Here is a 13,149-nt window from a genome sequence, read left to right as displayed (position 1 = left end):
GGGGCCAACCGTTGCGCGATGCCCGCACGGCCCCCGTGCCCGCAGGCTGATGACCATGTTCGTGGCATGGAGAGATCTGAGATTCGCCAAGGGACGGTTCACGCTCATGGGCAGTGTGATCGTGCTGATCACCCTGCTCGTCGGGCTGCTGTCCGGGCTGACGGCGGGACTGGCGCGGGAGAACATCTCCGCCGTCACCGGGCTGCCCGCCGACCGCATCGCCTTCGCCGCGCCCCCTTCGGGCCAGTCGGTGTCGTTCACCAACTCGACGGTCACGGAAAAGGCGTGGCGGGAGTGGGCGGGCCGGCCCGGAGTGACATCCGCCGAGCCCGTCGGCATCCGTACGCTCAACGCGGCGGCGGGTGACCGTACGGCGGCGGTGTCGGCCTTCGGGGTCGAGGCGGACGCGGGGATCGCGCCGGGCCGGGTGGGGCCGGGGCGGGCGGTGCTCTCCGCGCAGGCGGCCGAGGAGCTCGGGACCGGCGCGGGGGAGACCCTGCGGATCGGTTCGCGGAACGTCACGGTGGCGGAGGTCGCGGGTGACGTCTCGTACAGCCATACGCCCGTGGTGTGGCTCGCCCTGGACGACTGGCAGGCGCTCGGGGGCGGCGAGACCGCCACGGTCATCGCCCTGCGCACGGGCGCGGGAGCGGACTTCGCGGCCGGGGACAAGGCCGCCGGGACAGAGACCCGGACCGTCGACGACGCGCTCACCGCCATAGGGTCCTACCAGGCCGAGAACGGCTCCCTGCAGCTGATGCGCGGCTTCCTCTTCGCCATCTCCGCCCTCGTCATAGGCGCCTTCTTCACGGTCTGGACCATCCAGCGCAGCGCCGACATCGCCGTACTGAAGGCACTCGGTGCCGCGACGCCGTATCTGCTGAAGGACGCACTCGGACAGGCCGTGCTGATGCTGAGCGCCGGCACGCTGCTCGGGACGGGCCTCGCCGCCGGGATCGGGGTGCTCGTCAGCGGCGGGAACGTGCCGTTCGTGATGGAACCGCTGACCGTCCTCGTACCGGCCGCCGTGATGATCGCCCTCGGTGTGCTCGGGGCTGCCCTGTCCATCCGGCGGATCACCGCCGTCGACCCTCTCACCGCGCTCGGGAGTGCCCGATGACCCTGCTGCTCGACGATGTCACGCTGACCTACCCGGACGGGGACGGGCGCCTGACCGCGCTCGACACGGTCTCGCTGGAGGTACGGGCGGGCTCGCTCACGGCCGTGGTCGGCCCGTCCGGCTCGGGCAAGTCCAGCCTTCTCGCGGTGGCGGCGACGCTGGTCACGGCGGACGCGGGGCGGGTCGTCGTGGCCGGAACGGATACCGGGGAGCTGAGCCGGGCCGAGAAGTCCGCGCTGCGCCGGGAGCGGATCGGGATGGTGTTCCAGCAGCCGAATCTGCTGGCCTCGCTCACCGCTCTGGAGCAGCTTCAGGTGATGGGGCACATCTCGGGGCGGGGTCCTCGTCAGGTACGGGACCGGGCGAGGGAGTTGCTCGCGGCGGTGGGACTGGAGGACCAGGCGCATCGGCGGCCGCATCAGCTGTCGGGCGGCCAGCGCCAGCGGGTCAATATCGCGCGGGCGCTGATGAACGGGCCTTCGGTGCTGCTGGTCGACGAGCCGACGAGTGCGCTCGATCACGAGCGGGGGGCGGTGGTGCTGGATCTGCTGGCTTCCCTGACCCGGGAGCGGGGGACGGCGACGGTGCTGGTCACGCACGACCGGACGCACCTGGAGCGGGCGGACCGGGTGGTGACGATGGTGGACGGCACGCTGCGGGTGCCGGTGGGGTAGGCGGGGGCGGTGCGCGTGGGTCGGGCGGTGCGGGTGGGGGTGCCTGCGGCGGGCCTGTTCCCCTACCCGCCCCTTCCCGCAACTGGGGGCAAGCCCCCAGACCTCGCGCCTCAAACGCCGGCGGGGCTGGAAGTGGGGCTCAGCCCCAGTTCCAGCCCCGCCGGCGTTTGATGATGGGCTCAGCCCTGCGCGGCCGTGTTCGCCAGGGCCTCCGAGAGTTCCTTCGCGACCGTCTGGAGGATCGGGACGATCCTGTCCGTCGCCGACTCGGTCACCCGGCCCGCCGGGCCGGAGATCGAGATCGCCGCGGCCGTGGGAGAGTTGGGCACCGGGACCGCGAGGCAGCGGACCCCGATCTCCTGCTCGTTGTCGTCGACCGCGTAACCGGTGCGGCGGACCGCCTCCAAGGCGTCCAGGAAGCCCTCGGGGGTGGTGATCGTCTTCTCGGTGGCGGCCGGCATGCCGGTGCGGGAGAGCAGGGCCCGGACCTCCTCCGGCGGGGTGTGGGCCAGCAGCGCCTTGCCCACGCCGGTCGAGTGCGGCAGCACCCGGCGGCCGACCTCGGTGAACATGCGCATCGAGTGCTTCGAGGGCACCTGCGCCACGTACACGATCTCGTCGCCGTCGAGCAGCGCCATGTTCGCCGTCTCGCCGGTCTCCTCGACCAGCCTGGCGAGGTACGGGCGGGCCCAGGTGCCGAGCAGCCGGGAGGCGGACTCGCCGAGGCGGATCAGGCGCGGGCCGAGGGCGTAGCGGCGGTTCGACTGCTGGCGGACGTAACCGCAGGCGACGAGCGTGCGCATCAGCCGGTGGATGGTGGGCAGCGGGAGCCCGCTGCTGGCGGAGAGTTCACTCAGCCCGACCTCGCCCCCGGCGTCGGCCATCCGCTCAAGAAGATCGAAGGCGCGCTCAAGGGACTGAACGCCACCGCTGTTCGCGGCGGGCTTGGCGGCGTCGGTGGTGCTGGCGCTGGACGTCGGCACGTCAACGGTCCTTTCAGGCGGGCGGGCAAGTTGTCAGCCTACCGGGCGCTTGCCTGCGGCACATCGCCCGCGTCAAGGCGTCTTTGCCGGTCAGGGCACGTTTGTCCGTGTGTTGGCGGTCACCTCCGACGATCTCTTGACGCTACAACTGTGTATAGCTACGTTCTGCCAAGCGAAATTTCCATTCCACTTTGTGGAAACATCCAAGCGTGTGGAGCGTGCGTGCGCCTCGTCGTCATGAACCCCAACACCACCGAATCGATGACCGCGTCGATCCGGTCCACCGCCGAGGCGAGCGCGAGTCCCGGCACCGAAATCCTCGCCACCCAGCCCCTGTGGGGGCCCGAGTCCATCGAGGGCCACTTCGAGGGCTACCTCAGCGCGGCAGCCGTACTGGACCGCCTCGCCGCCCTTGACGAGCCGTACGACGCCCTGGTCATGGCCGGGTTCGGCGAGCCCGGTCGGGAGGGCGCCCAGGAGCTGCTCGACGTCCCCGTCCTGGACATCACCGAGTCGGCCGCCCAGATGGCGCTGATGCTCGGGCACTCGTACGGCGTCGTCACCACGCTCGACCGCGCGGTGCCGCAGATCCAGGACCGGCTGCTGACCGCCGGGCTGCTCCAGCGCTGCGCATCGGTGCGCGGCACCGGGCTCGGCGTGCTGGAGCTGGAGGAGGACGAGGCCAGGACGGTCGAGGTGATCATCGAGACCGCCCGCAAGGTCGTCGAGGAGGACCGGGCCGAGGTCGTCTGCCTCGGCTGCGGCGGCATGGCGGGCCTTCAGGAGAAGGTCTCCGCGGCGCTCGGCGTACCCGTGGTGGACGGGGTCGCCGCCGCCGTGAAATTCGCCGAGTCGCTCGTCTCCCTCGGACTCACCACCAGCAAGGCGCGCAGTTTCGCGCCGCCCCGGCCCAAGACCATCGGGTCCTGGCCGCTGCATCAGCACCTGGGCTGAGCTCCGCACCTGAGCCGAGGTCCCGACCCACGCCGAGGTCCTCACCCGCGCCGAGCTACCCACTCGCGCCGACCTCACGCACCTCACGCCGAACCCGCGCCGAGCAGCGGCGGCCGGGCGACCGCACCCCGTTCCCCAGCAACACCCTCAAGGCACCGTCCTGTGGAAGCGCACTTCCACACCGCTCGATGGAGGGCACGTGGCAACACCCTGGAAGCCGGATCCCCGCCTCCTCAACGAGGACCTCGCCCCCGCGAAGGAACGCAAGTGGGGCACGTACAGCATCTTCGCCCTGTGGATGTCCGACACTCACGCGATCAGCAATTACGCCTTCGCCGGCAGCCTCTTCGTCCTCGGACTGCCCGTCTGGGAGGTCTTCCTCTCCCTGCTGCTCGGTATCACCATCGTCCACTGGATGATGAACAAGATGGGGCACGCGGGCCACCGGACCGGCGTCCCCTTCCCCGTGCTCGCCCGCGCCAGCTGGGGGGTGTACGGGGCGAACATCCCGGCGCTGATACGCGCGATCATGGCCGTGGCCTGGTACGGCATCCAGACCTGGCTCGCCTCCGAGGCCGTCGTGCTGCTCGCGATCCAGGTTGCCCCGGACCTCGCGGCGTACGACCACAACTCCGTCCTCGGCCTCTCCACCCTCGGCTGGGTGTCCTTCCTGCTGATGTGGCTGCTGCAGGCGGTCCTGCTCACCCGAGGCATGGAGTTCATCCGCAAGGTCCAGGACTTCGCGACCGGTCCGGTCGTCTGGCTGGTCGTGGTCGCGCTCGCCGTCTACCTGGTCTGGAAGGCGGACGGGATCTCGCTCACCCAGTCGCTGACCGACCTCAGCCCCGCCGACCAGGTCCACCAGTCCCTGATCGCGGTCAGCCTGACCGTGGCGACCTTCCTCACCTTGGTCCTGAACTACGCCGACTTCGCCCGCTTCACCCCCGACCACCGCTCCTACCGGCGCGGCAATCTGCTCGGCCTGCCGGTGAACTTCACCGCCTTCGCCGTCGTGGCCGTGCTGGTCACGGCCGGGACGATCTCGGTCTTCGGTGAGGCGATCTACGACCCGGTCAAGGTCATCGAGAAGATCGACAACCCGGTCGTCACGATCGTCGGCGCGCTGTCGTTCATCGTCGCCACCGTCGGCATCAACGTCGTCGCGAACTTCGTCTCGCCCGCGTACGACTTCGCGAACCTCGCCCCGAAGTACCTCGACTTCAAAGAAGGGCGGCCTGATCACGGCGGTCCTGGCGATCGTCGTGATGCCCTGGAAGCTCTACTCCAGCCCGGTGATCATCCAGTACTTCCTGGGCGCTCTCGGGGCCTTCCTCGGCCCGATGGTGGCCATCCTGCTGGTCGACTACTACTGGGTCCGGCGCGGCCGGATCGACATGGACGCGCTGTTCTCGGCCGACGCGTCGGGCCCGTACCACTACCGCCGCGGCTTCAACCCGGAAGCCTTGATCGCCTTCGTCCCCGCGGCCGTCGTGGCAACCGTCCTGGCGCTCGTGAAGGGCTTCGAGGACGTGGCCCCGTTCTCCTGGATCTTCGGGATGGTCATCGCCGGAGCCATCTACCAGCTGCGCTCGCGAGGTCGCCGGATCGCCGGGGAGATGGCCGAAGAGATCATCCCTGCGCAGGTCACGGACGTGGAGGACTCTGGAGGGGTGGGTCTTGACGGACCGGAGTCCGACGTGAAGACTCCTTCAACAGTTCGTTGAATTTTTACTGCAGCCGAATGTCTGAACGAATGGAAGTGAGGGGCACGGGTGTCCGATCTGGACGTCAATGACGTGAACCTGGTACTGCGCTCGACACGCGTCATCACCCCCGAAGGGACGCGCGCCGCCTCGGTCGCCGTCGCCGACGGGAAGATCGCGGCCGTACTGCCGTACGACGCAGAGGTGCCGGCCGGGGCCCGGCTCGAGGACTTCGGGGACGACGTCGTCCTCCCCGGCCTCGTCGACACCCATGTCCATGTGAACGACCCGGGTCGCACCCAGTGGGAGGGCTTCTGGACGGCCACCCGCGCGGCGGCCGCGGGCGGCATCACCACGCTGCTGGACATGCCCCTCAACTCCCTCCCGCCCACCACCACGGTCGACAACCTGCGCACCAAGCAGGAGGTCGCCGAGCCCAAGGCGCACATCGACACCGGCTTCTGGGGCGGGGCCATCCCGGACAACGTCAAGGACCTGCGTCCGCTGTACGAGGCCGGCGTGTTCGGCTTCAAGTGCTTCCTGTCGCCCTCGGGCGTGGAGGAGTTCCCCGAGCTCGACCAGGAGCAGCTCGCCCGCTCCATGGCCGAGATCGCGGGCTTCGGCGGACTGCTGATCGTGCACGCCGAGGACCCGCACCACCTGGCCGCCGCGCCGCAGAAGAGCGGTCCCGCGTACGCCGACTTCCTCGCCTCCCGGCCCCGCGACGCCGAGAACACCGCGATCGAGAACCTGATCGCCCAGGCCAAGCGGCTGAACGCCCGGGTGCACGTGCTGCACCTGTCGTCCAGCGACGCGCTGCCGCTGATCGCCGCGGCGAAGGCGGAGGGCGTGAAGATCTCCGTCGAGTCCTGCCCGCACTTCCTCACCCTCACGGCCGAGGAAGTCCCGGACGGGGCCACGGAGTTCAAGTGCTGCCCGCCGATCCGTGAGGCGGAGAACCAGGACATCCTGTGGGAGGGCCTGGCCGACGGGACGATCGACTGCATCGTCTCCGACCACTCGCCCTGCACGACCGATCTGAAGACCCCCGACTTCGCCTCCGCGTGGGGCGGCATCTCCTCCCTCCAGCTGGGCCTCCCGGCCATCTGGACCGAGGCGCGCCGCCGCGGCCACTCGCTGGAGGACGTCGTCCGCTGGATGTCGGCCGCCCCGGCCGAGCTCGCGGGCCTGAGCCAGAAGGGGGCCATCGAGGCCGGCCGTGACGCCGACTTCGCGGTCCTCGCCCCCGACGAGACCTTCACCGTCGACCCGGCCGAACTCCATCACCGCAACCAGGTCACGGCCTACGCCGGCAAGACCCTGCAGGGTGTCGTCAAGTCGACATGGCTGCGCGGCACGCGGATCGTGGAGAACGGCACCCTCGCCGAGCCTTCCGGCCGGCTGCTCGAAAGGAACAACTGAAACCGTGGCGATACCGTCCTTCACCGGCAACGCTAACCCGTACGGGGGCGGCGACCCGTACGCCGACTACCGCACCGCGGACTTCCCGTTCACCAGCTACGCCAACCTCGCCGACCGCCAGCTCGGCGCCGGCGTGATCGCCGCCAACGACGAGTTCTTCGCCCAGCGGGAGAACCTGCTGGTACCCGAGGCCGCCGAGTTCGACCCCGAGCACTTCGGCCACAAGGGCAAGATCATGGACGGCTGGGAGACCCGCCGCCGCCGTGGCGTGTCGGCCGAGCACCCGTGGCCGACCCCCGAGGACCACGACTGGGCGCTGGTGCGTCTCGGCGCCCCCGGCGTGATCCGCGGCATCGTCGTCGACACCGCCCACTTCCGCGGCAACATGCCGCAGGCCGTCTCCATCGAGGGCGCCTCGGTCCAGGGCGCCCCCACGCCGGAGGAGCTCCTCTCCGACGACGTGAAGTGGACGACCATCGTCCCGCGCACGCCGGTCGGCGGCCACGCGGCCAACGGCTTCGAGGTCACCGTCGAGCAGCGCTTCACGCACCTGCGCGTCAACCAGCACCCCGACGGCGGCATCGCCCGCCTGCGCGTGTACGGCGAGGTCGTACCGGACCCGAAGTGGCTCGCCACGCTGGGCACCTTCGACGTCGCCGCGCTGGAGAACGGCGGTTCGGTCCAGGATGCGTCCAACCGCTTCTACTCGCCGCCCACCAACACCATCAACCCGGGCCGGTCCCGCAAGATGGACGACGGCTGGGAGACCGCCCGTCGCCGTGACCAGGGCAACGACTGGATCCGTTACCAGCTGGCCGCCGAGTCCGAGATCCGCGCCGTCGAGATCGACACCGCGTACCTGAAGGGCAACTCGGCCGGCTGGGCCTCCCTGTCGGTCAAGACCGGCGAGGAGGGCGAGTGGACGGAGTTCCTGCCGCGCACCCGCCTCCAGCCCGACACGAACCACCGCTTCGTGCTGGACACCCCGGCGGTCGGTACGCACGTGCGCATCGACATCTTCCCCGACGGCGGCTTCTCCCGCCTTCGGCTCTTCGGCTCCCTCACGGAGCAGGGCGAGGCCCGTCTGACGGCCCGCCACCAGGAGCTGGGCGGCTGACGCCGGCCTCTCCTTCCTGACCGGGCGGCCACGACACACCGCCCTTCGCGGGGCACACCGGAATGACAGCACCGGTGTGCCCCGCTTTGCCATGCCGACTTGAACTTAGTTCGAGAAGTAGCTTGCACGTCGTTCAAGTCTTGGGCTAACGTTCCACTTGAACACAGTGCAAGTCCGCGCTCGAAGGGGAACGAAAATGTCGTACGCCACGCTGTCCGCGTTCGTCGAGGGAACCGCCCAGGAGTACGGCACACCCGGTGTCGCCGTCGGGGTGTGGGCGGACGGTCAGGAGTTCTACGCCTGCCACGGCGTGACGAGCGTCGAGAATCCGCTGCCCGTCGACCGGGACACGCTGTTCCAGCTGGGCTCGGTCACCAAGACCCACACGGCGACCGCCGTGATGCGCCTGGTCGAGGAGGGCCGGATCGACCTGGACGCGCCGGTGCGGAAGTACGTGCCGGAGCTCGTGCTCTCGGACGAGCGGGCCGCCGCGGACATGACCGTACTGAACCTGCTCAACCACACCGCGGGGCTGGGCTGGAACGTCATCGTCGACACCGGTGAAGGGGAGAACGCCCTGGCCGACTTCGTGGCGAGGATGACCGAGCTGGAGCAGCTCGCGGCGCCCGGCACCCGGGCCTCCTACAGCCAGGCGGGGTACAACCTGGTGGGCCGGATCCTGGAGAACGTCACGGGCCTGACGTACGAGCAGGCCATCGCCTCGCTGGTGCTGGAGCCGCTGGGGCTGTCGAACAGCTTCTTCGCGCCCGACGACGTCATGACCCGGCGGTTCGCCGTGGGCCACGACTTCGGCGAGGACGGAACGCTCGCCGTCTCCCGCCCCTGGCGGGTCTTCCGCGCCAACAACCCCGGCGGCGGTCTGACCTCCTCGGTGACCGACCTGCTCCGCTGGGCGCGGTTCCACCTCGGCGACGGCCGCGCCGAGGACGGCACCAAGGTGCTCTCGGCCGAGGCGCTGCACCAGATGAAGGAGCCGACGGTCGAGCTGGTGGCCAGTTCGCTCGGCGACGCGTTCGGCATCGCCTGGTTCCTGCGCGAGGTCGACGGCGTGCGTACGGTCGAGCACGGCGGTTCGGCGCGAGGCCAGTTCGCCGCGCTGCACGTCGTGCCCGAACGGAACTTCGCCGTCGTCGTGCTCAACGCCGGCCCGGAAGGCACTCCGTTCAACCAGGCCGTCGTGCGCTGGGCGTTCGAGAACTACCTCGGCCTGGTCGAGAAGGACCCGGAGCCGCTGCCCTACGACGAGGCGTGGGCCCGTGAGGTGGCCGGGGCGTACGAGAACGACGCGATGACGCTCAACGTCGTCACGGACGGGGCGGGGCTGACGATCGACGCCGTGATCAAGCCGGAGGTGCGTGCGGCGTCGGAGACGGAGCTTCCGGCGGACTACGCGCCGGCCGCCATGGGCCTGCTGCCCGGCGACGCCGACGAGTACATCGTCACCGAGGGCGGTCTGGCGGGGCAGCGCGGCTTCTTCTCCCGCGACGAGAGCGGCGCGATCGTGGGGATCGACCTCGCCGGCCGGCTGTTCACCCGGGTTCCGGCGGCCTCCTGACCGAGCCGGGACCTTCGGGGGAGTCGTACGGCCCACGAGGGGAGACCGACGGGGGAGACCTACGGGCGCGACCTGCGGGGAGACGTACGTCACACGCGAACCTGTCACATCGTGCCGAGGCGATCCGTCAATGAGGTGTAACCGACGACGAACCGCAAGGAGCACACCATGGACGCCCGCTTGAACCTCTTCGGCAACCAGGTCGCGACCAAGTCCCTGAAGCACTTCGTCTCGGCGGGCAAGGTGCTCTCGGACTCGACGCTGCCGGCCGCGACGCAGGAGCTGGTGAAGATCCGCGCCAGTCAGATCAACGGCTGCGGCTTCTGCACCGACATGCACACCAAGGACGCCGCGCACGCCGGGGAGACCTCCGTTCGCCTGCACCTGGTCGCGGCGTGGAGGGAGGCCACGGTGTTCACCGACGCCGAGCGCGCCGCCCTGGAGCTGACGGAGCAGGGCACCCGGATCGCCGACGCGGCCGGTGGCGTCACCGACGAGGCCTGGGCGAACGCCGCGAAGTACTACGACGAGGACCAGCTCGCCGCCCTGGTGTCGCTCATCGCCCTGATCAACGCCTTCAACCGGGTGAACGTCATCGTCCAGCAGCCCGCCGGCGGCTACCAGCCCGGTCAGTTCGCCTGACGGGACGTACGAGACCGGGACCCCCGGCAGCCGCGCGCAACGCCCCGGGCACCTTCGCAGGTGCCCGGGGCGTCGTGCTGATCCGGAAGAGCCGGAGGGAGTGCCCTCGGCGTCAGGCCGCGTGGCCGCCGTCCACCGAGAGCTCGGCGCCCGTGATGTACGCCGCGTCCGCCCCCGCCAGATACGCGACCAGCGCCGCGACCTCGTCCGGCGCCGCGAAGCGGCCGAGCGCGGTCATCGCGCTCTGCCCCTGCGCGTACGGACCGTCCGCCGGGTTCATGTCGGTGTCGACCGGGCCGGGGTGGACGATGTTCGCGGTGATGCCGCGGTCGCCCAGTTCCCGCGCCAGCGCCTTGGTCAGACCGATCAGGGCTGACTTGCTCATGGCGTACAGCGTGCCGCCGGGGCCGGGCACGCGCTTGGTCATGCACGTACCGATGGTGATGATCCGGCCGCCGCGCTCCATGCGGGCGGCCGCCGCCTGCGACGCGAGGAAGGTGCCCCGTACGTTCACGGCGAGGACGCGGTCGACGTCCGGCGCCGTCAGGGTCTCCAGCGGGCCGAGCAGGCCGGCGCCGGCGTTGTTGACCAGGACGTCCAGCCGCCCCAGCTCCGCCGCCGCGCGCTCCACGGCGCCGGCCGCCTCGGCCGCGTCGGCGGAGTCGGCGCGCAGGGCCAGGCCGCGCCCGCCGGCCGCCTCGATCTCGCGTACGACCGCCTCGGCGGCCGCCTTGTCCTGTACGTAGGTGATCGCGACGTCCGCCCCGGCGCGGGCGAGCCGCAGCGCGGTCGCCGCGCCGATCCCGCGGCTGCCGCCGGTCACCAGAGCCACCTTGCCGTTCATCGAAGCCTCCAGCACATAAGTAGGTAAGTGGTTGCCTCTTCAATGACAGCGGGGTGGCGGCCCGGACGCTGGCGGCAATCGGACACCGCGATGAGTTCCGCGGGACCGTGGAGTCAGAGCTTCAGAGCTCATGACATCCGGACGAACGACCGAAGGGTCCCCGCCATGGGAAAGCTCACCCTCACCGAGTTCCTCACCCTCGACGGCGTCTGCCAGGCACCCGGCGGACCCGACGAGGACACCAGCGGCGGATTCGACCTCGGCGGCTGGACCGTGCCGTACGCGGACGCGGACTTCGGCCGGTTCATGGACGAGGTCTTCGAGCGCCCCGGTGCCTTCCTCCTCGGCCGCCGCACGTACGAGATCTTCGCCGCCTACTGGCCCAAGGTGACCGACCCCGGGCATCTGATCGCGTCGAAGCTCAACTCGCTGCCCAAGTACGTCGTGTCGACCACCCTCGACCGGGCCGACTGGGCCGGCACCACCATCGTCGGCGCAGACCTGGTCAAGGAGGTCACCGCGCTCAAGGAGCGCACGGACGGGGAACTGCAGATGCACGGCAGCGCCGCCCTCGCCCGGTCCCTCATGGCGCACGACCTGATCGACGCCCTCAACCTGCTCGTCTTCCCCGTCGTCCTCGGCAAGGGCCGCCGCCTCTTCACCGACGGCGCCGAGCCCACCGCGTTCCGGCACACCGGGGACAGGACCACGGGCTCCGGCATCGCCATCCACGCCTACGAACGGGCGGGCCGGCCGGAGTACGGAACGTACGAGACGGAGTGAACGCACTGCGGGTACGGTGATCGCTCCGAGCTGGGGCCGACGAAGTCTCCACGAAGACCGAGTCGTTGGAGAGCCGCCCCGTGTCGTCCCTCGCCGTCCCCGCACCCGGTGTCGCACCCCGCCGCGCCTGGCTCACCGACCTGCCCGTGCTGCTGGTCGCCGTCTTCTGGGGCGGCAGCTATCTCGCGGCCAAGGGCATCACCACGACGCACACGGTCATCGCCGTCCTGGTGCTGCGCTTCGCCCTCGTCCTGCCGGTGCTCGCCGTCGCCGGATGGCGGAATCTGCGCGCGCTCACGGCGGCACAGTGGCGCGGCGCGGGGGTGCTGGGGCTGGTCCTGAGCGGGATCTTCCTGCTGGAGACGTACGGCGTCGTCCACACGTCCGCCACCAACGCCGGGCTCATCATCAGCCTCACCATGATCTTCACCCCGCTCGCCGAGGCCGTGGTGACCCGGACCCGGCCGCCCCGCTCCTTCCTGGCCGCCGCCGGGCTCTCGGTCGCCGGGGTGGTCCTGCTGACCCAGGGCGGAGGATTCACCGCCCCGTCGGCCGGCGACCTGCTGATGCTGCTCGCCGCCGTCGCCCGTACGGTCCACGTCCTGGCGATGTCCCGGATCAAGGCCGTCCGGTCCGCCGACTCGCTGTCCCTGACCACCGTCCAGCTCGCCGCCTCGGTCGCGGTCTTCGCCGTCCTCGCCGCGGCGCCGGGCACCGGGGCATCGCCGTTCGCGGTGGCCGTGGACTTCGGGCCGCGCGAGTGGGCCGGGCTGCTGTTCCTGTCCGTCTTCTGCACGCTCTTCGCCTTCTTCGTGCAGATGTGGGCGGTCCGCCGCACCTCTCCCTCCCGGGTGAGCCTGCTCCTCGGCACCGAACCGCTGTGGGCGGCCGGGGCGGGCATCCTCATCGCCCACGAGCACATCGGCGCGGTGGGTCTGGCCGGTGCGGCCCTGGTGCTCGCCGGCACGGCCTGGGGGCGGCGCGCGGCGGACACCGCATAGGGCCGGGTCCTGCGGATCAGGCCCTGCGGCGGCTTCCGGCGTCCGAGATCATCAGGACGGCGAAGCCGAGGACGGCGACCACGATGTACGCGTAGAGCTCCCGGCCGTCCAGGAATCCGATCGGCTCGACGATCCACTTGGTGAAGCCGAAGAACGGGAACCAGCCGGTCAGCTCCCGCAGGACCCCGCACCCGCCGACGACGAGCAGCGCCACCCCGATGAACTCCAGAATCTTCTTCATGGAGTGATCGTCGTGCGGCCGGCCGGGCGGGCGCGTCCGCCGATGGCATGGCCCGCCGCTACCGAAGTCTGAAACTCCCCGACTTTGGT

Annotated in this window: 12 protein-coding genes and 1 pseudogene; 10 read left to right on the top strand and 3 right to left on the bottom strand. The window is 70.6% G+C overall.

Annotated elements, in window-relative coordinates; genetic code table 11:
• Positions 1-55: 55 nt before the first annotated feature.
• Both ABT342_RS24450 and ABT342_RS24445 read left to right on the top strand, forming a co-directional pair.
• Positions 56-1,120 carry an ABC transporter permease gene (locus tag ABT342_RS24450; RefSeq protein ID WP_351577678.1) on the top strand — a complete coding sequence of 355 codons (1,065 nt, stop codon included), beginning with the start codon at positions 56-58 and terminating at the stop codon, positions 1,118-1,120.
• On the top strand, positions 1,117-1,794 hold the full coding sequence (locus tag ABT342_RS24445; RefSeq protein ID WP_351577675.1) for an ABC transporter ATP-binding protein: 678 nt from the start codon (positions 1,117-1,119) through the stop codon (positions 1,792-1,794). The genes ABT342_RS24450 and ABT342_RS24445 overlap by 4 nt, the downstream gene beginning before the upstream one ends.
• A gap of 179 nt (positions 1,795-1,973) precedes the next feature.
• Here ABT342_RS24445 and ABT342_RS24440 read toward each other — a convergent pair whose 3' ends face one another.
• A complete protein-coding gene (locus ABT342_RS24440) occupies positions 1,974-2,777 on the bottom strand; it encodes an IclR family transcriptional regulator (protein WP_351577672.1) in 804 nt (267 codons plus the stop codon).
• Positions 2,778-2,999: 222 nt separating this feature from the next.
• Here ABT342_RS24440 and ABT342_RS24435 point away from each other — a divergent pair, with 222 nt between their 5' ends.
• The 6 genes and pseudogenes from ABT342_RS24435 (at position 3,000) to ABT342_RS24405 (ending at position 10,191) form a co-directional block, all read left to right on the top strand.
• Positions 3,000-3,731 (top strand): aspartate/glutamate racemase family protein, encoded by a 732-nt coding sequence (locus ABT342_RS24435; protein WP_351577669.1) that lies wholly within the window; start codon positions 3,000-3,002, stop codon positions 3,729-3,731.
• 199 nt (positions 3,732-3,930) lie between these two features.
• Positions 3,931-5,455 (top strand): annotated as a pseudogene (locus ABT342_RS38265) (NCS1 family nucleobase:cation symporter-1).
• A 48-nt stretch (positions 5,456-5,503) separates the two neighbouring features.
• Entirely contained in the window at positions 5,504-6,856 is a 1,353-nt protein-coding gene (gene allB, locus ABT342_RS24420) for an allantoinase AllB (protein WP_502965603.1), read from the top strand.
• A gap of 4 nt (positions 6,857-6,860) precedes the next feature.
• Complete coding sequence (gene alc, locus ABT342_RS24415) at positions 6,861-7,973, top strand: allantoicase (RefSeq protein ID WP_351577666.1); 1,113 nt, start codon at positions 6,861-6,863, stop codon at positions 7,971-7,973.
• 196 nt (positions 7,974-8,169) lie between these two features.
• On the top strand, positions 8,170-9,549 hold the full coding sequence (locus tag ABT342_RS24410) for a serine hydrolase domain-containing protein (RefSeq protein WP_351577663.1): 1,380 nt from the start codon (positions 8,170-8,172) through the stop codon (positions 9,547-9,549).
• A gap of 168 nt (positions 9,550-9,717) precedes the next feature.
• Positions 9,718-10,191, top strand: coding sequence for a carboxymuconolactone decarboxylase family protein (locus tag ABT342_RS24405; protein ID WP_351577660.1), 474 nt, complete (start codon positions 9,718-9,720; stop codon positions 10,189-10,191).
• Between the two features lie 112 nt (positions 10,192-10,303).
• Here ABT342_RS24405 and ABT342_RS24400 read toward each other — a convergent pair whose 3' ends face one another.
• A complete protein-coding gene (locus tag ABT342_RS24400; RefSeq protein ID WP_351577657.1) occupies positions 10,304-11,035 on the bottom strand; it encodes an SDR family oxidoreductase in 732 nt (243 codons plus the stop codon).
• 165 nt (positions 11,036-11,200) lie between these two features.
• Between ABT342_RS24400 and ABT342_RS24395 the strand changes: the two genes are divergently transcribed.
• Positions 11,201-11,818 (top strand): dihydrofolate reductase family protein, encoded by a 618-nt coding sequence (locus ABT342_RS24395; RefSeq protein ID WP_351577655.1) that lies wholly within the window; start codon positions 11,201-11,203, stop codon positions 11,816-11,818.
• Positions 11,819-11,898: 80 nt separating this feature from the next.
• Positions 11,899-12,819, top strand: coding sequence for a DMT family transporter (locus ABT342_RS24390; RefSeq protein WP_351577653.1), 921 nt, complete (start codon positions 11,899-11,901; stop codon positions 12,817-12,819).
• A 16-nt stretch (positions 12,820-12,835) separates the two neighbouring features.
• Here the strand turns inward: ABT342_RS24390 and ABT342_RS24385 are convergent, their stop codons facing one another.
• Complete coding sequence (locus tag ABT342_RS24385) at positions 12,836-13,060, bottom strand: hypothetical protein (protein ID WP_351577650.1); 225 nt, start codon at positions 13,058-13,060, stop codon at positions 12,836-12,838.
• Positions 13,061-13,149: the final 89 nt, after the last annotated feature.

Source organism: Streptomyces sp. NPDC000410 (assembly GCF_040300305.1).
Taxonomy (GTDB): domain Bacteria; phylum Actinomycetota; class Actinomycetes; order Streptomycetales; family Streptomycetaceae; genus Streptomyces.
The sequence above is the reverse complement of the archived record's forward strand: the minus strand, read 5'-3'. Positions and strand labels throughout refer to the sequence as shown.

What these genes read in the sequence shown, in the direction of transcription:
- ABT342_RS24450 (WP_351577678.1), top strand. Translation starts at nt 56, where the DNA reads ATGTTCGTGGCATGGAGAGATCTGAGATTCGCCAAGGGACGGTTCACG.
- ABT342_RS24445 (WP_351577675.1), top strand. Translation starts at nt 1,117, where the DNA reads ATGACCCTGCTGCTCGACGATGTCACGCTGACCTACCCGGACGGGGAC.
- ABT342_RS24410 (WP_351577663.1), top strand. Translation starts at nt 8,170, where the DNA reads ATGTCGTACGCCACGCTGTCCGCGTTCGTCGAGGGAACCGCCCAGGAG.
- ABT342_RS24405 (WP_351577660.1), top strand. Translation starts at nt 9,718, where the DNA reads ATGGACGCCCGCTTGAACCTCTTCGGCAACCAGGTCGCGACCAAGTCC.
- ABT342_RS24400 (WP_351577657.1), bottom strand. Translation starts at nt 11,035, where the DNA reads ATGAACGGCAAGGTGGCTCTGGTGACCGGCGGCAGCCGCGGGATCGGC.
- ABT342_RS24395 (WP_351577655.1), top strand. Translation starts at nt 11,201, where the DNA reads ATGGGAAAGCTCACCCTCACCGAGTTCCTCACCCTCGACGGCGTCTGC.
- ABT342_RS24385 (WP_351577650.1), bottom strand. Translation starts at nt 13,060, where the DNA reads ATGAAGAAGATTCTGGAGTTCATCGGGGTGGCGCTGCTCGTCGTCGGC.